Here is a 20381-nt window from a genome sequence, read left to right as displayed (position 1 = left end):
ACTTTTTTTCTTAAAGACTTCCGAAATCATTATTTCGGACGGGCCAAAACGGGCAGGGGTGAACGGCACAGGCGGAGCACGTTGGCGACGATCTGGTGCCCGGCGCCGCCCCCGGCGGTGAGGATCGACTCCGGATGGAACTGCACGGCCCAGCGCCGGCGCTCCGGATCCTCGATCGCCATGACGACGTCGCCGAGCAGCGCGGTCACCTGGAAGCCGCCTCGGACGTGGTCAGGGGTGGCGTGCAGCGAGTGGTAGCGGGCCGCGGTGAACTCGTCGGGCAGCCCGGCCAGCAGCTCACCGCCGGCCACCTTGACCTGGCCGGGCTTGCCGTGCGCGGGCTCCGCCAGCAGCGCGAGCTCACCGCCGGAGTGCTCGACCATGGCCTGCAGCCCCAGGCAGACCCCGAACACGGGCAGGTTCCTGGCCCCGATCGCGTCGAGCAGGGCCGCGGTGGCGAAGTCCTCCGGGCGCCCCGGGCCCGGGGACAGCACCACCAGGTCGGGGGCGAGGTCGTCGAGCAGCCGGTCCGGGAACCCGTGCCGCAGCGTGGTGACCTCCGCGCCCTGCTGGCGGAAGTAGTCGGCGAGGGTGTTGACGAAGGAGTCCTCGTGGTCGACCAGCAGCACCTTCACCCCGCCGCCCGCCCGCTCCGGCTCCGGCTCGGCGGCGGGCCGCTCCCCCGCGAGGTCCGACAACGCACCCAGCAGCGCGCCCGCCTTGAGGTAGGTCTCCCGCTCCTCCTCGTCGGGATCGGAGTCGTACAGCAGGGTGGCCCCGGCCCGGACCGCCGCGATCCCGTCCCGGATCTGCGCGGTCCGCAGGGTCAGCCCGGTGTTCATCGTGCCGTCGAAGCCGACGAAGCCCACCGCGCCGCCGTACCAGCGCCGCGGGGTGTCCTCGTGGTCCTCGATGAACTGCATCGCCCAGGTCTTGGGAGCGCCCGTCACGGTCACCGCCCACATGTGGGTGAGGAAGGCGTCGAAGGCGTCGAACCCCGGGCGGAGCCGCCCCTCGATGTGGTCGACGGTGTGGATCAGCCGGGAGTACATCTCGATCTGCCGCCGGCCCAGCACCTTGACGGTGCCCGGCACACAGACCCGTGACTTGTCGTTGCGGTCGACGTCGGTGCACATGGTGAGCTCCGACTCGTCCTTGGCCGAGGAGATGAGGGTACGGATCTGCTCGGCGTCCTGCAGGGGGTCACGGCCACGCTTGATGGTCCCGGCGATGGGGCAGGTCTCGACCCGCAGCCCCGCCTGCTCGTCCATGCTGACCCGGACGAACATCTCGGGCGAGGCCCCGACGAGGTACTCCCCCTCCCCCAGGTTGAACAGGAACTCGAACGGCGCCGGGTTGGTGTCGCGCAGCCGCTCGAAGAACGCCGCCGGGGAGTCGCACCGGCCGTACATCACGTGCCCCGGGGTCACCTCGAACAGGTCGCCCCGCACGAACTTCTCCTTGGCGTCCCGGACCACCTGGGCGTACACGCCGGGGACCGGCTGCGGCGGCAGCTCCCGGGTCCTGGAGGCCACGGGGGTGGGCTCGGTGGCCCGCGCGAGCCCCGCGGTGCTCTGCCCGCCGACGACGAAGTCGTAGGACATCCGCGCCGCGATCTCCCGTTTGCGGTCCACGACCACGAGCTCGTCGGCCAGGTGCAGGACCAGATCACGCTGGTCCTCCGCGCGCTCCCGGCTGAGCCGCAGCGGCTCGAACTGCAGGGACAGGTCGTAGCCGAAGGCGCCGTAGAGGCCCAGGTGGGGGTCTTCGCCCTGGAAGAGGGCCGCGACGGCCCGCAGGGCGGTGAAGACGGTGGGCTGGCGGCTGCGCTCCTCCTCGGTGAAGAACTCCTCGGTGGGCGGGACGAAGACCTCGATGTGCCCGGCGTCCTCGGCGGTCACCTCGCCGGTGCCGCGGACGGCCCCCGAGACCGCCGGCAGCAGCACCCGGCCGCGCCGGTTGAGGGCGCGCACCGAGATCCGGCGGCCGCGCGCGACGACCTCCAGGCAGGGGTCGACGTAACCGATGTGCCAGCGGCTGTAGCGGCCGGGGTACTCCATGCCCGAGCTGAGGACGCCCCCGCGCCGCAGGCCGACCGCCGCGACGAGGTCGTCCAGCGCCGCCGACCGCACCGCCGGATCCACCGGCGTGGCGGTGCGGATCACCTTCAGGCCGCCCGCGGTCGTGTATTCGGTCGTCTCGACCCTGTCTGATTCCACCGTGATGTGGCCCCTCGTACAGGCCCTCTACCCCCGCGGACAACGAGAACGACCGCCGGGTGAGGGCGGTCGCCTGGTCGTCACGCGTGCTCGAACCAGCGCCGCCTCAGCGGCGCCACCACCACTGGCGCGTCCCGGTTCGCATGATGACCCAAGGTTACCGCCTGGGATGGTCCGCCGTCGAGCATTCCCCCCGCGGCGAGGGAGCGGCGATCCGGGACCGAATGGGGTTCTGCTCACCGGCGAATCCTGCGAGGATGGGGATAAGGGTTTGCTTACAACGCGTGCCGGGCACGGTCAGGAGACCGCGCCCAACCGGGAGGTGCCGGCCGTGAGCCAGGAGACGGGTCGTGCGGAGGGGACGAACCCCTCGACAAGGGAGAACCCGGAGTTCGAGCTCCGCGGGGTCAACCATCTGGCCCTGGTCTGCTCCGACATGAAGCAGACGGTGGACTTCTACCAGGGCGTGCTCGGCATGCCGCTGATCAAGACCATCGAGCTGCCGATGGGCTGGGGCCAGCACTTCTTCTTCGACTGCGGCGGCGGCAACGCGCTGGCCTTCTTCTGGTTCCCCGACGCGCCCGAGGCGGTGCCCGGCGTGTCGGCGCCGAAGAACCTGCCGGACCGGGGCGAGCTCGTGTCGGCGGTGGGCTCGATGAACCACATCGCCTTCGACGTGCCCCCGGAGAAGATCGAGCAGTACCGGGATCGGCTCATCGCCAAGGGCATCGACGTGGGCGTGCTGCTCAACCACGACGACAGCGAGTTCGGGGTGGCCCGGGACATGCACGACGGCGTCTTCGTCCGGTCGATCTACTTCAAGGACCCCGACGGCGTGCTGGTGGAGTTCGCGGCCTGGACCCGGGAGCTGAACCTGCCCGGCGACGTCCGGCACGAGCCGAAGACCTCCGCCGACCGCACCCTCTGACCCCGCACCATCACCACCCCCTTCCGTGATCATGCGATCGTTCGTCGATCGCATGATCACGCGATGAACCCCGCGAGAGGACATCCGCCGTGCCCCGACTCCGCCAGGTATCGCGCGCCGAGACCGACGACAAGCTGGTGCTGTTCTTCTACGACAGCCTGTTCGGCGCCGGCCGGGACCCGGTGGCCGAGCCCGGCACCGCCACCGGCACCCCGGGCGACTGGTGGACGACGTTCGCGCTGGATCCCGCGATCTTCAAGCACTGCGTGCAGGGCTTCAACGTCTACCGCAACGTCAAACTCGACCCGGTGCTGCGCGAGCTCGGCCAGACCCGGGCCGGCTGGACGCGCGGCAGCCAGTTCGTCTTCTCCCAGCACTGCAAGCAGATGCGCGCGCTGGGCGTACCGGACGAGAAGGTACAGGCAGTGGCGTACTGGGAGGTCTCCGACCGGTTCGACGAGCTCGAGCGGGCGGTCCTGGCCTACACCGACGCGCTCGTCCTCGGCGGCGGGCGGGTGCACGACGAGGTGTTCGCCACCCTCAAGAAGCACCTGCCCGACGAGCAGATCCTCGAGCTCACCTACACCACGTGCCTGTACGACATGCACGCGACGATGTCGAAGGCACTGCGCACCGAGTTCGACGACCGTGACGACCCCATCGTCGAGGTGGCCGCCCCGGAGGGGTACGGCACCCGTGACATCGCGGCCGACATCACCGGCGGCACCGCCCGTGCCTGAGCCGTACCCGCCGTGCGATCACTCGAGGTAGGCGGGGTTGGCCACCGCCAGCTTGGCCCGCACCGCGTCCAGCAGGGCCGTCTCGACCTCCGGACGACGGTCGTCGAGCAGGCCGGTCCTGATCGCGGCGGCGAGCTCCGCGTCGCCGTCGAAGCCGAGCGCGGCGAGCCGCTCGCGGTGCGCCGCGGCCTGGGCCGGGCCGAGCTCCATCTCGCGCTCGACCATCGCCAGGGCGCTGATGGCGACCAGGCAGTGGAACCGCACCCGGTCCTGGGCCGTGGGCAGCACCTCGTCCCGCAGGAACTCGCGGACGGCCGCGACGAGTTCCGCGGCATCGGGCGCGTCGTGGGGCGGGGCCATGGCACGTCTCCCTCATCCGGAGCAGAGTTCGATTCCAGAATGCGATTCTAGGCAGAGTTCCAGGCAGAGAAGGGTGGACCCATGAGCTTCGAGGTGCCCGAGCACGTCCGGCCCGTACGCGATGCCGTGTACGCCTTCGTCACCGAGCGGGTCGAGCCGGCCGAGCCCGCCCTGCACCGGATGGACGAGGAGGCCGGGGAGCTGATCAAGGACCTCCAGCGGCAGGCCAAGGCGGAGGGGCTGTGGGCCCTGGGCCATCCGGAGGAGCTGGGCGGCGGCGGGCTGCCGTTCCTGGACTACGTGTACGTCAACGAGGTGCAGGGCCGCAGCGAGTACGGTCAGCTCGCCCTGGGCACCTTCACCCTGCAGGACTCGCTGATGCTGCACCGGTACGCCGCGGACTCGCAGCGCGAGCGGTTCCTCAAGCCGCTGGTGCAGGCGGAGATCTACCCGAGCTTCGCGATGACCGAGCCGGGCATCTCCAGCTCCGACCCGACCCAGCTGACCACCACGGCGACCCTCGAGGGCGACGAGTGGGTGATCCGGGGCCGCAAGTGGTTCACCACCTTCGCGAACCGGGCCGCCTACACGACGGTCATGTGCCGGACCGAGCCGCCGGAGACCAGCCCGTACCTCTCCTTCAGCATGATCCTCGTGCCGACCGACACGCCCGGCTACACCATCGTCCGCGACACCCCGGTCCTCGGCCTGGACGGCGGGCACTGCGAGGTGCTCTACGACGAGGTACGGGTGCCGGCGGAGAACCTGCTGGGCCCGCGCGGCCACGGTTTCGTCATCGCCCAGGAGCGGCTCGGGCCGGGCCGGATCTTCCACTGCATGCGCTGGCTCGGCCAGGCCCAGCGGGCCTTCGACCTGATGTGCGCACGCCTGCACGAGCGCAGCGCCTTCGGTGAGCCCCTCGCGCGCAAGCAGCTCATGCAGCAGCACGTCTTCGACTCCTATGCCGAGATCCAGTCCGCCCGGCTGCTCACCCTGCACGCGGCGCACGCGATCGACGCCGGCGGCCAGGCCCGGGTGGAGATCGGCGCGATCAAGGTCGCGGGCGCCCGGATGCTGCACAACGTCATCGACCGGGCGATCCAGGTGCACGGCGCCCAGGGGCTGACCGAGGACACCCCGCTCGACCACATGTACCGGCACGCCCGGGCCGGCCGGATCTACGACGGGCCCGACGAGGTGCACATCAGCACCACCGCGCGGCGGATCCTCAAGGAGTACGAGAAGGGCGGCAACTGGGAGTTCGGCCTGCACTGACCCTTCTCCCCCACGCCCCGCCTCCGCCCTGGAGGGGCAGAGGTCAGGGGAGCATCTGGAGCAGGTCCCACTCGTTCTCGGCGACCCGGCGGCCGAGGGCGGCCAGCTCGATCGACTGCTCCCCGCCGGACAGGTGCCGCTCGGCCTGCATGACGCACACGATCGCCCATTTCAGGATGCCGAACATCTCCCACCAGCGCAGCGCGTCCCGGTCCACCCGGACGCCGGCGGCCCGCTCGTAGGCTTCGACGAGCTGGTCGTAGCCGCCGAAGCCGCCGACCGGCAGCGGTGAGCCGAACCGCCAGGCCTTCACGCACAGCCAGCCGAGATCCTCCAGCGGATCGCCGAGGTGGGCGAGCTCCCAGTCCAGGACGGAGCGCACCCCGTCCGGCCCGATGATCAGGTTGCCGTTGCGGAAGTCGCCGTGCACGACCGCCTCCCGCAGCGGGGACGGCCGGTCGCGATCCAGCCGGCGCGCGGCCAGCTCCAGGGCCGGGTGGGGGCGGCCGGTCGCCTCCAGCAGCGCCCGCCAGGCACCGAGCTGATCACCGTCGTCCAGGCCGGGGACCGCGGCGGCCGGGATCCGGTGGATCGCGGCGAGGATCTCCCCGCACTGCGCGGCCAGCAGCGGGCGCACGCCGGCGAGCTCCGGCGACCTCAGCACGCGGCGCGGAATGGTCTCGCCCTCGATCCGCACCATGACCACGAACTCGGCGCCCAGCGGCCCGTCCGCACCGCCCGCGGCGATCACCTCGGGGGTCGGGACCCCGGCGGCCGCGGCCGCCCGCATCAGCGCGGCCTCGCGCAGCAGGGGGCCGCCCGCCGAGACCCCGGGGGTACCCAGCCGCAGGATGAGGGCGTGGCGCACCCCCTCCGGCGTCACGGCGTCGAAGGAACACGTGATGCGGGAGGCCCCGCCGGACTCGCGCCGCAAGCCGGTGATCTCCGTACCGGTTCCGTACGGCTCGGCGAGCACGCGCTGGAGCGGCTCGGTCAGCTGGGCCGGCTGCACGGTTCCTCCCGGGGGTAAGTGTCCACTTTCCCCCATGGTGGCAGGACCCGGCGTGCGACAGAAGTCTCAGGTGCGCCCGTAGTTGTCCTCGAGGCGTTCGATGTCGTCCTCGTCGAAATGCCCGAAGGCGATCTCCATGATCCGGATGGCGGGCCCGCCGGAGCTCAGCCGGTGGGTGTCCCCGGCCCGGATCAGCACCCGCTCCCCCACCTCGGGCTCGATCCGGCGGCCCGCGACCTCGAAGACGGCGCCGGCGTCGAGGGCCACCCACAGCTCGTCGCGGTGCTCGTGCCGTTGCAGGCTGAGCCGCTCACCCGGCCGTACGTAGATCAGTTTCACCGTGGAGGGCTCGTTCATGGTGAAGCGCTCGAAGCTCCCCCAGGGCCGCTGGTCGGTGACGACGACGGGGTCCTGGCGCGGGCGGGTCTGCATCACACCTCGAAGTTGACGACATCGGACGGCGGCCGGAAGGGGCCGCCGAGGGGAACGTGCACATGACGATACTGGGCGAGAAGGGTACTCTCCAGGCGCCGGACCTTGTCAAAGCTCCGCCGTGTGCCCCCCGGCCACCGCGGGCAGGCCGCCCAGGATGAGATCGGCGAGGCCGTCCACCACGGTCTCGCGGGGCACCTCCGGATGGTCCAGCCACCAGTCTCCCGCCGTCTGGACCATGCCGACGATGGCGTGACCCCACACGTAGGCCAGGGCCGGGTCGGCCATCCGGCCTTCAGCGATCATGACCTCGGCGAGCTCGGTGCTGATACCCCTGATCATCGTGCTCATCGCACTGTGCGTGGCTGCGTCCTCGGCGCTGGCCCGGTGCATGAGGAAGCGGTAGAGCTGCAGGTTGGCCGAGATGGTCGCCAGGTAGGTGTCGATGGTCATCAGGGTCCGCGCCCGGATGCCGACGGAACGGGAGAACTCCTCCTTGATGCCCTCGATCAGCTTGCGCGTGTGGCGCTCGGCCAGCGCCTGGTAGAGACCGCTCTTGTCGCCGAAGTGACGGTAGAGGATCGGTTTGCTGATGCCCGCCTCGGCGGCGATCGCGGCCATCGACGCCTCCGGGCCCTCCCGCTGGATGACCCGGTCGGCGGCCTCGAGCAGGGCACGACGACGGTCCGGATCGCGCCGGGGTCCCGGCCGCGCGGCTGTCCCGCTCATGGCCACTGCCTCACTCCGTTCGGTGGCGAGCAGGCGGCTTGGCACGGCGGCTCGCGAGTCCTTTAGATCACCGTACGGGAGCGCCCGTAACGTGACGCCCGTCACGGCGCACCCGGGACAGGCCACGGAGCCCCGGCGCCCGGCGGCTCCGCAGGCGGGGGCCGCCCCCGCCCGGCGGGACCGGCGCGGACGGCGGCAGGGTGATCATAAGCGAACAGTAGCGTACGCCCGACGGCGGGCTACCCAGGCGAACAGGTAGTGAAGTAGGGGTTTATCCCGTCTTCCCCCTCTGGATGCCCGGACATGATTGGAGAAAGCGCATTCAAGCCTGGAAAAGGAGCGAAGGTACGAATCATGTGTCAACACCAGCCGTCCTGTCCATCCGCGGACGCCGGAGACCGTGAGGCGGCCTGCCTGGTGGCCTACCACCCCGAACAGGGCTGGGGGCTCCTGTGCAACGGCGTGGTGATCTTCGAAGACACCGGCGGGCTCATGCCCGACGGGCGGACCGTTCCCGCTCACCAGACCGTCCCCGCGCGAGCGGCGTGAGCCATTCGCCTACTCCACCCCGGCGGCGCCTGCCGTAGCCCGGGGCGTCATGACATGGGGGCCTTGATGGCTTTTGGTAAAGAGAGCTTTCCGCTCTGGGAGCGCACCGCCACGCTCGTGGTGACCGAGCCGGGCAGGCTGGAGACGGCCCGCAGGGCGGTGGAACGGGTGATCACCGATATCGACAGGGCCTGCAGCCCCCGTCGCGTCGACTCCGACCTGGCGCTGGTCGCGGCGGCGGCCGGACGGCCCGCCCGGGCCGGCGCCACCTTCCACGCGGTGCTGTGGACGGCCCTGCACGCGGCGGAGATCACCGAGGGGCGGGTCGATCCGATCAGCGGTGGCGACGGAGCGGACTGGCGGTCGGTCCGGGTCGACGAACCCGCGGGCACCGTGACGCTGCCGCCCGGAGCCGCCCTCGACTTCGGGGCCATCGCCCAGGCGTTCGCCGCCGACCGGGCCGCGGAGCTCGCGGCCGGCGAGTCGCGGTGCGGGGTGCTGTTCGCCCTCGGCGGCGACGTGGCCGTGGCCGGGCCGGTGCCGCCGGCCGGCTGGCCGGTACGGGTGGGCGACAATCATCACTGCGAGCGGCACGGACGCCTGTCCGGCCAGGACGTCACGTTGCGGATGGCCGGCGGGCTGGCCACCTCCAGGCTGGAGGTACGCACCCGTACGCTGCCCGGCGGGCAGATCGTCACCCACATCCTGGACCCCCGCTCCAGCCGGGCGGTGCACGGGCCGTGGCGCACGATCTCCGTCGCCGCCGGGAGCTGCGTGGAGGCCGGCACGGTGAGCAGCGCGGCCATGAAGCGCGGCACCGACGCTCCCGACTGGCTGGCCTCGCTGGGGCTGCCGGCCCGGATGGTGCACTTCGACGGCTGGGCCACCACCGTCGGAGGCTGGCCCGCCGACGCCGATCGGCCCATCGTCGACGTGGCCGGCTGAAACCCCTCGCACAGGCGCCGGGACCGGCATGATCACATCCGCCGGTCCCGGCGTCCCTCGCCGTCCTCCGGACCGTCCTCCAGCGCGAAGGCGACCGCCCGGTCCAGGCTGAACGTGGTCCCGCCGCGGAAGGCCGCCGCGAAGCCGCCGGCTCCCAGCACCCGGCGCGCCCGGACCGCGCACTCCTGGTGGGAGCCCGCGTGGTACCAGACATCCGGGCTGCAGTCGGTGGCCCGGACCAGCCGGTGGGCCGCCCCGAGCAGCCGGGCGGCTCGCGCCTGCCGCCCGCGCGCGCCGGCGGCCCAGGCCAGCGTCTGCAGACAGGGGGCCAGGCCCCACCGATCGTTGATCACGGCCATGATGGCGGCCGCCTCCCGCGTCAGCGCCTCGGTCTCCCGGCAGTCGCGGCGCCGCCACGCGGCCAGCCCGAGGGCGAGGAGCGCGTAGGACTGGAAGAGCGACGCGCCGCGTGCCCGCGACTGCTCGAGCAGCTCCGCGCCGAGGGCGGCTGCGCGGCCGGGGTCCAGGCCGGCGCCGAAGGCGGCGGCCTGGAACAGGTTGACACCGACGGCGTGCGTGTCACCGATCGCCAGATGGCGGGCCCGGGCGTCCTCCATCAGGGTGAACCCGCCCGCGCTGTCACCGCCCGCCAGCGCCGCCAGGCCGCAGTTCTGGACGGCGTAGGCGATGGCCGAGGCGTCGCCCGACCTGCCCGCGAGGACCTCGCACTCCTCCAGCCGCGGCCGCGCCGCCGCGAGGTCGCCCTGGTAGATGGCGAGCAGCGCGTCGGCCCACAGCCCCCTGATCCGCGTCGCTCCGGCCTCCGGTACGAGCTCCAGACCGCGTTCCAGCCAGTGGCGGCCCTCGGAGAGAGCTCCCGCGGTGATCCAGTAGGCCCACAGCGCGGACGCCATCTCCAGCCCGCCGAGCGGATCCCCCCGCGGGCCCAGGAACAGGTCGAGCGCGAGCCGCAGATTGGGGAAGTTCTGGTGCAGTGTGTGGAACCGGTCGAGCTGATCGGGCTCGAGGCGGTCGATCCGGTTGCGTTCGGCCAGCCGCCCGTGGTGCTCCCGGTACCTCCGGGGCAACGCCCGGTCGCCGGACGAGGCGAGCCGCTCGCGGCCGTAGGCGCGGATGCTGTCGAGCATGCGGTAGCGGACCACGGCGCCCCGGCGTTCACCGGTCAGGACGGACTCGTCCACCAGCCGGGCCACCAGGTCGAGCACGTCCTCCCGCGCGATCCCCTCCCCCGAGCAGACCGCCTCCGCGGTGTCCAGGTCCACCCCGCCGGGGAACATCGACAGCCGTGCCCACAGCAGCCGCTCGTCGGGTGAGCACAGGCCGAAGCTCCACTCCACGGTCGCCCGCAGGGTCTGGTGACGCGGCAGCGCGGTGGAACTGCCGCCGGTCAGCACCTTGAAACGATCACCGAGCTCCCGGGCCAGTTCGTCCAGCGGCGTCGTGCGCAGCCGTACCGCCGCCAGCTCGATGGCGAGCGGATTGCCGTCCAGCAGCCGGACCACGCGGCCCACGACCGGGGCGTTGGCGGCGCCGACCGCGAAGCCCGGCCGTACCTCGGCCGCCCGCGCCGCGAACAGGCGCACGGCCTCGCGGCGCGCGACGGTCCGGGCTCCGTCCTCGGCGTCCGGGACCGCCAGCGCCGGCACCGCCAGCACCTGCTCCCCGTCGACCCCCAGCGTGCGCCGGCTGGTGGCGAGGATCCGCAACCGGGGTGCGGCGCGCAGCAGGCCGCCCACCAGGGCCCCGCACTCCCCCAGCAGATGCTCGCAGTTGTCCAGCACCAGCAGCATCCGCTTGTCGCTCAGGTGGTCCGCCAGCACCGGCATGGCGAACCGCCCCCGGTCACGCAGGCCCAGCGCCGCGGCCACCGCCGGTTCGAGCAGGTCACCGTCCTCCAGCGTGGCCAGCTCCACGAGCTCCACCCCGGCCGGGAAGCGCCCTCGCAGGGACTCCGCGGCCTGCCGCGCCAGCCGGCTCTTGCCGACCCCGCCCGCGCCGGTCAGCGTCAGCAGCCGCGTCCGGCGCAGCAGCCGCCGCACCTCGGACAGCTCGTGCCGGCGTCCCACGAAACCGGACGGCTCGGCCGGCCCGGGGTCCGCGTCGAGATCGCCGTCGGTGGCCGTGCCGTGCCCGGTCATCCGGGCAGGTGCTCTTCGTCGGCCGCGCGGGTCAGGTCGCCGAACCAGGTGGCGATCTGGGCGCGGGAGTTGAAGCCGAGCTTGTTCAGGATGTGCTCGACGTGCCCCTCGGCCGTGCGCTGGGCGATCACCAGCGCGCCCGCGATCTCCTTGTTGCTCATCCCCTGAGCGATGAGCCGGGCGATCTCGATCTCCCGGCGGGTGAGCGGCGACGGCTGCGGGCCGGTACCCGCGGGCGGGCCCGCCGCCTGGTGCTCGTGCAGGGCATAGGCGATCGCGTCGCCGTAGGCGAGGTCCGCGCCGCGCCGGAAGGCGGCGTGGAAGGCGGCGGAGCCGAGCGCCCGGCGGGTACGGAACTCGCACTCGTCGTGGTAGTGCGCCAGATGTCCGAACCCGGAGAGCGGGGCACCGATCGTCTGCCAGGTGGTCTGGAGGATTCCCAGCAGCTGCGCGACCCGGGGGAACTGCTCCTCGGTGGCGGCGATCCAGGCCAGCACCTCCAGGTTCATCCCGACCCCCAGGGAGTCGTCGAGTGAGCGGTTGAAGCGCAGGCTCTCCTGCTCCAGGGCGGTCGCGCGCCGGGTGTCGCCCTGCCGCCAGACCTCGATGCCGAGCGCCATCATGGAGTACGCCTTGTGCCAGCCCTCCCCGTAGGCGTCGCACACGGCGTCGGCCTCCTCGCCCAGGGCGACGGCGCGCGCCGAGTTGCCCAGGAAGGAATGGGCGAGCGAGAGCCGGATGAGCGCGAGCGCCAGGCCCACCGGGTCACCGGCCGCGCGGTGCCGGGCCACCGCCTCCTCGTAGAGCGGGATCGCGGTGCCGGTGTCGTCACGGCACATGGCCACCATGCCCGAGTAGAGCGCGACGTAGGCCCCCACGGACTCCAGGTTCAACTGCTCCCCGAGGACCTTGCTCTCCTTGAGCATGGCGTCCGCCACGCCGCAGTCACCCTGGATGATGGCCAGCCAGCTGTCGGCCCACAGGGCGCGGGCCCGGTCCTCGCTGGGCGCGAGGTCCCCCGCCAGGCCACGGTCGAGCCAGCCGCGCCCCTCACCGAGGTAGTAGCTGGTGATCCAGTGGTAGAGCAGGTCGGTCGCCATGCCGAGGCCGATCCGGTGCTCCGGCCCGATGAAGCAGAATTCCAGGGCGGCCCGCAGGTTGGCGTGCTCGAGGCGCAGCCTGGTGAACCAGCGCACCTGGTCCGGCCCGAACAGCCTTCCGCGGGCCTCCGCGGCCAGCGCCCGGTAGTAGTCCCGGTGGCGGCGCCGCAGCTCGAGTATCCCGCCGGACTCGTCCAGGCGTTCGCGGCCGTACTGCCGGATCGTCTCCAGCAGCCGGTACCGGACCCAGCCGGAATGCTCCTCGCGGATCAGGATCGACTTGTCCACCAGGCCGATCACCAGGTCGAGGACGTCCTCCCGGGCGATGCCGCCCCCCGAGCAGACCGCCTCGGCCGCCTCCAGGTCCAGCCCGCCGCTGAACACCGAGGCCCGCGCCCACAGCAGGCGCTCCTGGCGCGTGCACAGGGCGTAGCTCCAGTCGATCAACGCGCGGAGCGTCTGGTGCCGGGGCAGCACCGCCCGCGATCCGGCGGTCAGGAGGCGGAAACGATCATCGAGCCGGTCCAGCAGCTGGTGTACCGACAGCGCGCGCAGCCGCACCACCGCCAGCTCGATGCCCAGCGGGAGGCCGTCCAGCCGCTGGCAGATGCGCTCCACCGTCTCCCGGTTGGTCTCGGTGAGCACGAAGTCCGGCAGTACGGCCTCGGCGCGCTCGACGAACAGCTGGACCGCCTCCGACTTCGGCATGCCCCGCGCCGCCGGGTGCGGGCCCTCCTCGGGCAGCGGCAGCGTCGGCACCGCGAGGGTCTGCTCGCTGGCGACCCCCAGCACCTGCCGGCTGGTGGCCAGGATCCGCAGCTCCGGCGCGGCGCGCAGCAGCCGCTCGGCCATCACGGCGCACTCCTGGAGCAGGTGCTCGCAGTTGTCCAGCACGATCAGCGCCTGCTTGTCCTGGAGGTTCTCGATGAGCACGGTCATCGGCCGCCGGGTCGAGTGATCGCGGATCTCCAGGGCCTCGATCACGGTCGGGATCAGCAGCTCCGGCCTGTCCAGGTCGGCCAGCTCGACCAGCCACACGCCGTCCGGGAAGGCCCGCCGCAGGCCCACCGCCACCCGGGAGGCCAGCCGGGACTTGCCGACCCCGCCCACGCCCGTCAGGGTCACCAGCCTGGACGCGGACAGCAGGCGTTTGACCTCGGCCACCTCACGCCGACGTCCCACGAAACTGCTGACCTCGGCCGGCAACCTGGCCACATGCCGCCGGTTCGGGGCACCCGATGTCGCCATGCCCGTCACGGCCTCGCGCCGGCTCCGGTCATCAGCCCGTCCTGCGCTGGACCCGCGCTCACACCGCCAGGTTATGCGCCGCCGCCGGTGCTCGCCCAGCCGGGTACGCGGCACGGGCCGTCGGGGCGCAGAACCCCCCGGCGGCCATGCGGGAGGCCTTCCGCCGGTGCACTTAATCGTCTATCGTCGATTAACGATGAATATGGACCAGGGGCCGCTGGACCGGCCCACCGCCACCGAGTACGCCTCCTGGTTCCGGGCCCTGGCCGACGCCACCCGGATCCAGATCGTGTCGCTGCTGGCCCGGCACGGCGAGCCGATGAACGTCGGCGACATCGTCGCGGCGGTCGACGTCGGCCAGTCCACCGTCTCGGCGCACCTGAAGGTGCTGGCCGAGGTCCGGTTCGTGCTGGTGGAACGGCGCGGCACCGCCGCCTACTACCGGATCAACGACACCTGCGTCGCCTGCTTCCCCTCGGCCGCCGACGTGGTGATGGGACGCCCCGTGCCCGCTCCCCCGGCATGCCCGCCCGTACCCTCAGGAGACCCTGGATGACCGACCTCCCTCCCTCCGGCCTCCCTCCCTCCGGCCTCTCTCCCTCCGGCGGCGGTACGCGGGCACGCGAGTCCGTGGTGGCGCACTACTCCGGCCTGGCCCGGCTCGCCATGGCCGGCGGCACGCCGCTCGGCGGTGACTGTGACCCCGCCGGCGGCGACTGCTTCGGCGCCGCCGCCTACGACCCCGCCGACGCTCCCGAGGCCGCCCTGCGGGCCAGCCTGGGCTGCGGGAACCCCCTCGCCGTCGCCGCCCTGCGGGAGGGCGAGACCGTACTGGATCTCGGCTCCGGCGGAGGCCTGGACGTCCTGCTGTCGGCCCGCCGCGTCGGCCCTACCGGCATGGCCTACGGCCTGGACGCCAGCCAGGACATGATCGCCCTCGCCCGCGCCAACGCCGCGCGGGCCGGAGCGGCGAACGCCCGGTTCCTCCACGGCCACATCGAGGAGGTCCCGCTGCCCGGGGACGCCGTCGACGTCGTCATCTCCAACTGCGTCCTCAACCTGTCCGCCGACAAGCCCCGTGTGCTGGCCGAGGCCTTCCGGGTCCTGCGGCCCGGCGGGCGCCTCGGGATCAGCGACGTCATCGCCGACGACGGCCTCGATCCCGCCCGGCGGGCCGAGGCCGAGCGGCGAGTCGGCTGCGTCACCGGCACCCTGACCGCCGCCGGGTACCGGCAGGCCCTCACGGCGGCCGGCTTCACCGCGGTCACCGTCACCCCGGCGGCCGACGCGGGCGGCGGACTGCACTCGGCGATCGTCCAGGCGGTCAAGCCCGCCACCCGGGCGGCGCGACCCGGCCCCGCGGGGACCGGCTGAGCGAGCCGCCCGCGGACGCGGCGACGCCCTTCGGCGTCCGGGGGACGGCCTCAGGCGGCTCCGGGCACCGCGGCCGCCTCGTCGAGCCATTGCCGCTGGACCCCGCGCTCGGCCTCGACGTGCCGCAGGTACCGCTCGGTCTCGCGTGCGACGTCCTCGGCGTCCCAGCCGAGGACAGGGGCGATCAACCGGGCGACCTCCGGGGCGGCGGCCACTCCGCCGTCCCACTCCTCGATCAGGATGCGCGTGCGCCGGGACAGTACGTCCTCGAGGTGGAGGGCGCCTTCGTGCGACGCCGCGTAGACGGCCTCCGCCTTGAGGTAGTCCTCGGCTCCGGGAATGGGCTCCCCGAGGCCGGGCTCCGCCTCGATCAGCTGGAGCAGCTCGTCCGTGCACGACCCGTACCGCCTCAGCAGATGCTCGACGCGCGCGATGTGCAGGCCGGACTGCTCCGCGATCCGCCGGCGTTCGTTCCACAGCACCTCGAACCCCACCGCGCCCGCGATGGGCACCCGGTCGGTCACCGACTCGGCGACGGCCGTCTCCATGCCGGCGGCCGCGACGTCGACGGCGTCCTTGGCCATCACGCGGTAGGTCGTGTACTTGCCGCCGGTGACGACCACGAGGCCCGGTACGGGCTCGAAGACGGTGTGCTCGCGGGAGAGCTTGGTGGTGTCGTCCGCCCTCCCGTCGACCAGCGGGCGCAGCCCGGCGTAGACGCCCTGGATGTCGTCGTAGGTCAGCGGCGTGCGCAGCACCGCGTTCACGTGCTCCAGCAGGTAGTCGATGTCGGCACGGTCGGCGACGGGGGCGTCGATGCGGCGGTCCGACTCGGTGTCGGTGGTGCCGACGATCCAGTGCCGCCCCCAGGGGATGACGAACAGCACGCTCTTCTCGGTCCGCAGGATCAGCCCGGTGGCGAGGTGGATGCGGTCGCGCGGCACCACGAAGTGCACGCCCTTCGAAGCCCGGACGCTGTAGGCGGTCCGGGCGTCGGCCATGTTCCGTGCGTCGTCGGTCCACACACCGGTCGCGTTGATCACGCGCTGCGCCCGGACGGCGATCTCCTGGCCACTCTCCAGGTCGAGCACCAGCGCACCGGTCACCCGGGCGCCCTCGCGCAGGAACCCGGTCACCTCCGCCCGGGTCGCGACGGTGGCGCCGTACTGGGCGGCCGTCCGGGCGACCATCATGGTGAGCCGGGCATCGTCCACCTGCGCGTCGTAGTACTGGATGGCGCCGACGAGCGCGTCGGGCCGCAGCCCGGGGGCCTCCCGCAGGGCGGCGCGCCGGCTGAGCTGCCGGTGCCGGGGCAGCGCGTGCGCTCCGCCCAGCGTGTCGTACAGCGTGATGCCGGTTCCGATGTAGAAACGCTCCCAGACGCGGTTGCGGAGAGGCAGCAGGAACGGCACCGGCCGGACGAGGTGCGGGGCGAGCCGGTGCAGGAGCAGGCCGCGTTCGCGCAGGGCCTCGCGCACCAGGCGGAAGTCCTTCTGCTCGAGGTAGCGCAGGCCGCCGTGGATGAGCTTGCTGGACCGGCTGGACGTGCCGGCCGCCCAGTCCCGGGCCTCGACCATCGCGACCGACAGGCCCCGTGACACGGCGTCGAGCGCGACCCCGGCCCCGACGATGCCGCCGCCGACGACCAGTACGTCGAACTCGGTCTCGGCCATGGTGCGCAGCGCGGTGGTCCGGTACCGCGGCCCGAGTGGTGCAGGTGTCACGTTCAGGCTCCTCAGGAGAAGTGCGAAGGAAGGGGCTGGGGCGGCCGGCCTCGTGCCGGCCGCCCCGAGCCTGGTCAGTCGACGTCGACCCAGTCGAGCGTGCGCTCGACGGCCTTCTTCCAGCCGGCGTAGCCGCGTTCGCGCTGCTCCGCGGTCCACTGCGGCTGCCAGCGCCGGTCCTCGTTCCAGTTGCCCTTGAGCTCGTCGGTGGACTTCCAGAAGCCGACGGCCAGCCCGGCGGCGTAGGCGGCGCCCAGCGCCGTGGTCTCGGCCACGACCGGCTTCGACACCGGGACACCCAGGATGTCGGCCTGCATCTGCATGCACAGCTCGTTCGCCGTCACACCACCGTCCACCCGCAGCACATCGAGAGTGACCCCCGAGTCCTGCCGCATCGCCTCCACCACGTCACGGGTCTGATAACAGATCGACTCCAGAGTCGCCCGAGCCAGGTGAGCATTGGTGTTGAACCGCGACAACCCGACGATCGCCCCCCGCGCATCCGACCGCCAATACGGCGCGAACAGACCGGAGAACGCCGGCACGAAATAGACCCCGCCGTTGTCCTCGACCTGACGCGCCAGCGACTCACTCTGCGCCGCCCCCGAAATGATCCCGAGCTGGTCACGCAACCACTGCACGGCCGACCCCGTGACCGCGATCGAACCCTCCAGCGCGTACACCGGCTTGGAGTCGCCGAACTGGTAGCAGACCGTGCTGAGCAGCCCGTTCCCGGACCGGACCAGGTCGGTGCCGGTGTTGAGCAGCAGGAAGTTGCCGGTGCCGTAGGTGTTCTTGGCCTGACCGACCTCGAAGCACACCTGCCCGACCGTCGCGGCCTGCTGGTCGCCCAGGTCGGAGGTGAGGGCGACCTCACCGCCGAGGGGGCCGTCGGCCCGGGTGAGGCCGTAGAACCGGGGGTCGGAGGACGGCCGGATCTCCGGCAGCATCTGCCGCGGGATACCGAAGAACGACAGCAGCTCCTCGTCCCAGCTCAACGTCTCCAGATCCATCAGCATCGTACGGCTCGCGTTGGTCGGATCCGTCACATGAACACCACCATCGGTGCCCCCGGTCAGATTCCACAGCAACCACGTGTCGGTATTACCGAACACCGCCTCCCCCGCCTCGGCCGCCTCCCGCACCCCCTCGACGTTCTCCAGAATCCACTGCACCTTCCCACCGGAGAAGTACGTCGCCGGAGGCAACCCCGCCTTGTGCCGGATGACCTCGCCCTTGCCCTCGCGTTCCAGCGCGGAGGCGATGCGGTCGGTACGGGTGTCCTGCCAGACGATCGCGTTGTAGTACGGCCGGCCGGTGCGCCGGTTCCAGACCACGGTCGTCTCGCGCTGGTTGGTGATGCCGAGCGCGGCGAGATCGGCGGCGTGCAGGTCGGCCTTTCTCAGGCCCGTCTCGATGACGGCACGGGTGCGCTCCCAGATCTCGGTCGGGTTGTGCTCGACCCAGCCGGCCTGCGGGAGGATCTGCTGGTGCTCGAGCTGGTGGCGTGCCACCTCGTTGCCACCATGGTCGAAGATCATGAAGCGGGTGCTGGTGGTGCCCTGGTCTACTGCACCGACGAAGTCGGCCATGAAGTGTCTCCCTTGGAGATGAGGAGCGGAGATGAGGAGCGGATCAGACCGCTTCGTACTGGGTCCGGCTCGGGACGGCGGCGGGCTCGGGCGCTGCCTCCTCGTCGGGCAGGAAGCGTGCGACCAGGCCCTGGTACAGGCCCGCGCCGATCACCCCTCCGATGAGCGGCCCGACGATCGGGACCCAGAAGTAGAGGTTGCCGTACTGATCCCGGAAGGCGCTCCCGTAGCCGGTGAGGAAGGAGGCCAGGCGGGGTCCGAGGTCACGCGCCGGGTTGATGGCGTAGCCCGCGTCGGTTCCCCACGCCATGCCGATGGCCACCACGACCAGGCCGACGACGACCGGTGCCAGGTTGGCGGCGGGCGAGGAGTTGCGCAGGTCGGTGATGGCCAGGATCAGGAACAGCAGGATCGCCGTGCCGATCACCTGGTCGCGGAGGGCTCCCCACTCGTGCACGGGCAGCGTCCCGTTGCCGGGCAGCGTCGAGAACACTCCCTGGGTCTTGATCGTGTGGCCGGGATCGGCCTTCGCCAGGACCTCGCTGTAGTTCCAGCGCACGAGGAGCGCGGCCAGGAACGCGCCGGCCGTCTGCGCCACGATGTACGGCGCGACCTTGCGCCACGAGAAGCCCTTGAAGACGGCCAGGGCGACCGTGACGGCGGGGTTGAGGTGGGCGCCGCTGATACGGGCGGAGACGTAGACGGCCAGGGTGACCCCGAGGCCCCACGCCCAGGCGATGCTGTCGTGGTCGCCGATGCCGCCGGCCACGACCTGGGCCACGACGCCTACTCCGAACAGGATGATGATCATTGTTCCGGCGAACTCTGCGGCCAGCTCGCCGACCAGTACCGGAATCCTTCTCCGCTCCGCCACGTGTCCTCCTGGGGTGGTGTGCCACGCGACCGGGAACTCGTGGTCCGGTCGCGGACGGACGGCCGTTTCCGCAGGTCGCACGCAGAGCCTGTGACCCGCCTCACGGTTGCCGAGGACGCTATGCGGGCGTTCTGAAGGGGTCAACGGACAAGTGCCGACATTGTCGAACACTTTGCGGCAGAGATATCAGGCATTACGCTGCCCGATGTGATCCTCACCACGAAGATCCGGACATGGGACATGGAATCTGGCAACGAAGACGCCAGTTGCCGACATTGTCGGCACTATGCCCGGCCAGCTAGGATTCCTTGCCATGCCGGGACCAGTGCAGTCGATCGAGCGGGCGGCCGCGATCCTTCGTCTTCTCGCTCGCAGCTCCGGCCGGCTCGGCGTCGGCGAGATAGCCAAGTCCCTGGGCCTGGCCAGGGGCACGGCGCACGGCATCATCCGCACCCTCGAGCGGGTCGGCTTCGTCGAGCAGGACGAGGCGAGCGGAAAGTACCTGCTCGGACCGCAGCTCCTGCATCTCGGCACCAGCTACCTCGACGTGAACGAGCTCCGGTCACGGGCGATCAACTGGGCCGACGCGCTGGCCTCGCGCAGCGGGGAGGCCGTCCGCATCGGGACCCTGCTCGACGGCAAGGTCCTGGTCGTCCACCATGTGTTCCGGCCGGATGACACCCTGCAGTCGCTGGACGTCGGCGCCCTGCTGCCGCTGCACGCCACCGCCCTGGGCAAGGCACTGCTCGCCCATGACGCCAACGCCGCGACCTCCATCGAGGGCGTCGAGCTGGAGGCCTTCAGCCGTCGCACCATCACCAGCTCCAGGGAGCTGGTGCGCGCCCTCGCCCGGGTGCGCGATCTCGGCTGGGCCTCCGAGGTCGAGGAGATGTCGATCGGTGAGGCCGGCATCGCCGCGCCGATCCGCGGCTACGGCGGGCTGGTCGTGGGCGCGATCGGGGTGTCCGGAGCGGTCGAACGGCTGTGTGACACCAAGGGCGTGCCCGACCCCGCACTCGTGGGCTATCTGCGGGACGCGGCGCGCGCCGTCTCGCGGGACCTGGGCGCCTCGCGCTGGTGAGCGCCCCCCACCCTCGACAGCATTGCGCAGGTAGGAACCT

18 protein-coding genes are annotated in these 20381 nt (G+C 71.9%); 8 read left to right on the top strand and 10 right to left on the bottom strand.

What is annotated here, in order from left to right:
* Window positions 1-29: 29 nt before the first annotated feature.
* Window positions 30-2219, bottom strand: coding sequence for an anthranilate synthase component I (locus tag ACRYCC_RS16010; protein ID WP_433812779.1), 2190 nt, complete (start codon window positions 2217-2219; stop codon window positions 30-32).
* Between the two features lie 331 nt (window positions 2220-2550).
* Here ACRYCC_RS16010 and ACRYCC_RS16005 point away from each other — a divergent pair, with 331 nt between their 5' ends.
* Window positions 2551-3147, top strand: coding sequence for a VOC family protein (locus ACRYCC_RS16005; protein ID WP_433812777.1), 597 nt, complete (start codon window positions 2551-2553; stop codon window positions 3145-3147).
* An 89-nt stretch (window positions 3148-3236) separates the two neighbouring features.
* Complete coding sequence (locus tag ACRYCC_RS16000) at window positions 3237-3887, top strand: carboxymuconolactone decarboxylase family protein (protein WP_433812775.1); 651 nt, start codon at window positions 3237-3239, stop codon at window positions 3885-3887.
* Window positions 3888-3905: 18 nt separating this feature from the next.
* Here the strand turns inward: ACRYCC_RS16000 and ACRYCC_RS15995 are convergent, their stop codons facing one another.
* Window positions 3906-4247, bottom strand: a complete 342-nt coding sequence (locus ACRYCC_RS15995) for a DUF6285 domain-containing protein (protein ID WP_433812773.1) — start codon at window positions 4245-4247, stop codon at window positions 3906-3908.
* Between the two features lie 81 nt (window positions 4248-4328).
* On the opposite strand from ACRYCC_RS15995, the gene ACRYCC_RS15990 reads away from it, so the two are divergent.
* Window positions 4329-5522: an acyl-CoA dehydrogenase family protein gene (locus ACRYCC_RS15990; RefSeq protein WP_433812771.1), complete on the top strand. Its 1194-nt coding sequence runs from the start codon at window positions 4329-4331 to the stop codon at window positions 5520-5522.
* Between the two features lie 43 nt (window positions 5523-5565).
* On the opposite strand, the gene ACRYCC_RS15985 is transcribed toward ACRYCC_RS15990, so the two are convergent.
* The 3 genes from ACRYCC_RS15985 to ACRYCC_RS15975 form a co-directional block, all read right to left on the bottom strand.
* The gene (locus tag ACRYCC_RS15985) at window positions 5566-6534 is read right to left on the bottom strand and encodes a phosphotransferase family protein (RefSeq protein ID WP_433812769.1); all 969 of its coding nucleotides are present in this window, start codon (window positions 6532-6534) and stop codon (window positions 5566-5568) included.
* Window positions 6535-6600: 66 nt separating this feature from the next.
* A complete protein-coding gene (locus ACRYCC_RS15980) occupies window positions 6601-6966 on the bottom strand; it encodes a phosphomannose isomerase type II C-terminal cupin domain (protein ID WP_433812767.1) in 366 nt (121 codons plus the stop codon).
* A 108-nt stretch (window positions 6967-7074) separates the two neighbouring features.
* A complete protein-coding gene (locus ACRYCC_RS15975) occupies window positions 7075-7695 on the bottom strand; it encodes a TetR family transcriptional regulator (RefSeq protein ID WP_433812766.1) in 621 nt (206 codons plus the stop codon).
* Between the two features lie 354 nt (window positions 7696-8049).
* Here ACRYCC_RS15975 and ACRYCC_RS15970 point away from each other — a divergent pair, with 354 nt between their 5' ends.
* On the top strand, window positions 8050-8244 hold the full coding sequence (locus ACRYCC_RS15970; RefSeq protein ID WP_433812764.1) for a DUF5999 family protein: 195 nt from the start codon (window positions 8050-8052) through the stop codon (window positions 8242-8244).
* A gap of 66 nt (window positions 8245-8310) precedes the next feature.
* Window positions 8311-9189, top strand: a complete 879-nt coding sequence (locus tag ACRYCC_RS15965; protein WP_433812762.1) for an FAD:protein FMN transferase — start codon at window positions 8311-8313, stop codon at window positions 9187-9189.
* Between the two features lie 32 nt (window positions 9190-9221).
* Here ACRYCC_RS15965 and ACRYCC_RS15960 read toward each other — a convergent pair whose 3' ends face one another.
* Window positions 9222-11348 (bottom strand): ATP-binding protein, encoded by a 2127-nt coding sequence (locus ACRYCC_RS15960; RefSeq protein WP_433812760.1) that lies wholly within the window; start codon window positions 11346-11348, stop codon window positions 9222-9224.
* Window positions 11345-13630, bottom strand: a complete 2286-nt coding sequence (locus ACRYCC_RS15955; protein ID WP_433812758.1) for an ATP-binding protein — start codon at window positions 13628-13630, stop codon at window positions 11345-11347. Before ACRYCC_RS15955 ends, ACRYCC_RS15960 begins: the two co-directional genes overlap by 4 nt.
* 262 nt (window positions 13631-13892) lie before the next feature.
* Between ACRYCC_RS15955 and ACRYCC_RS15950 the strand changes: the two genes are divergently transcribed.
* Together ACRYCC_RS15950 and ACRYCC_RS15945 are read left to right on the top strand one after the other, a co-directional pair.
* The gene (locus tag ACRYCC_RS15950; protein WP_433812756.1) at window positions 13893-14252 is read left to right on the top strand and encodes an ArsR/SmtB family transcription factor; all 360 of its coding nucleotides are present in this window, start codon (window positions 13893-13895) and stop codon (window positions 14250-14252) included.
* Complete coding sequence (locus ACRYCC_RS15945; protein ID WP_433812755.1) at window positions 14249-15070, top strand: methyltransferase domain-containing protein; 822 nt, start codon at window positions 14249-14251, stop codon at window positions 15068-15070. Before ACRYCC_RS15950 ends, ACRYCC_RS15945 begins: the two co-directional genes overlap by 4 nt.
* Before the next feature lie 50 nt (window positions 15071-15120).
* On the opposite strand, the gene ACRYCC_RS15940 is transcribed toward ACRYCC_RS15945, so the two are convergent.
* The 3 genes from ACRYCC_RS15940 to ACRYCC_RS15930 all read right to left on the bottom strand — a co-directional run bounded on the left by ACRYCC_RS15940 (window position 15121) and on the right by ACRYCC_RS15930 (window position 19260).
* Window positions 15121-16794: a glycerol-3-phosphate dehydrogenase/oxidase gene (locus ACRYCC_RS15940; RefSeq protein WP_433812753.1), complete on the bottom strand. Its 1674-nt coding sequence runs from the start codon at window positions 16792-16794 to the stop codon at window positions 15121-15123.
* 74 nt (window positions 16795-16868) lie between these two features.
* The gene (glpK, locus tag ACRYCC_RS15935) at window positions 16869-18386 is read right to left on the bottom strand and encodes a glycerol kinase GlpK (protein ID WP_433812751.1); all 1518 of its coding nucleotides are present in this window, start codon (window positions 18384-18386) and stop codon (window positions 16869-16871) included.
* 43 nt (window positions 18387-18429) lie between these two features.
* Window positions 18430-19260, bottom strand: a complete 831-nt coding sequence (locus tag ACRYCC_RS15930; protein ID WP_433812749.1) for an MIP/aquaporin family protein — start codon at window positions 19258-19260, stop codon at window positions 18430-18432.
* 313 nt (window positions 19261-19573) lie between these two features.
* On the opposite strand from ACRYCC_RS15930, the gene ACRYCC_RS15925 reads away from it, so the two are divergent.
* Window positions 19574-20341 (top strand): IclR family transcriptional regulator, encoded by a 768-nt coding sequence (locus ACRYCC_RS15925; protein ID WP_433812748.1) that lies wholly within the window; start codon window positions 19574-19576, stop codon window positions 20339-20341.
* Window positions 20342-20381: the final 40 nt, after the last annotated feature.

Origin of the sequence: Actinomadura scrupuli, assembly GCF_050971785.1 — a bacterium.
Lineage (GTDB): Bacteria > Actinomycetota > Actinomycetes > Streptosporangiales > Streptosporangiaceae > Actinomadura_E > Actinomadura_E scrupuli.
The sequence above is the reverse complement of the archived record's forward strand: the minus strand, read 5'-3'. Positions and strand labels throughout refer to the sequence as shown.

Excerpts from the sequence above, each read along its gene's own strand:
- ACRYCC_RS15995 (WP_433812773.1), bottom strand. The coding sequence starts at position 4,247 with ATGGCCCCGCCCCACGACGCGCCCGATGCCGCGGAACTCGTCGCGGCC.
- ACRYCC_RS15990 (WP_433812771.1), top strand. The coding sequence starts at position 4,329 with ATGAGCTTCGAGGTGCCCGAGCACGTCCGGCCCGTACGCGATGCCGTG.
- ACRYCC_RS15980 (WP_433812767.1), bottom strand. The coding sequence starts at position 6,966 with ATGCAGACCCGCCCGCGCCAGGACCCCGTCGTCGTCACCGACCAGCGG.
- ACRYCC_RS15975 (WP_433812766.1), bottom strand. The coding sequence starts at position 7,695 with ATGAGCGGGACAGCCGCGCGGCCGGGACCCCGGCGCGATCCGGACCGT.
- ACRYCC_RS15970 (WP_433812764.1), top strand. The coding sequence starts at position 8,050 with ATGTGTCAACACCAGCCGTCCTGTCCATCCGCGGACGCCGGAGACCGT.
- ACRYCC_RS15965 (WP_433812762.1), top strand. The coding sequence starts at position 8,311 with ATGGCTTTTGGTAAAGAGAGCTTTCCGCTCTGGGAGCGCACCGCCACG.
- ACRYCC_RS15960 (WP_433812760.1), bottom strand. The coding sequence starts at position 11,348 with ATGACCGGGCACGGCACGGCCACCGACGGCGATCTCGACGCGGACCCC.
- ACRYCC_RS15950 (WP_433812756.1), top strand. The coding sequence starts at position 13,893 with ATGAATATGGACCAGGGGCCGCTGGACCGGCCCACCGCCACCGAGTAC.
- ACRYCC_RS15945 (WP_433812755.1), top strand. The coding sequence starts at position 14,249 with ATGACCGACCTCCCTCCCTCCGGCCTCCCTCCCTCCGGCCTCTCTCCC.
- glpK (WP_433812751.1), bottom strand. The coding sequence starts at position 18,386 with ATGGCCGACTTCGTCGGTGCAGTAGACCAGGGCACCACCAGCACCCGC.
- ACRYCC_RS15925 (WP_433812748.1), top strand. The coding sequence starts at position 19,574 with ATGCCGGGACCAGTGCAGTCGATCGAGCGGGCGGCCGCGATCCTTCGT.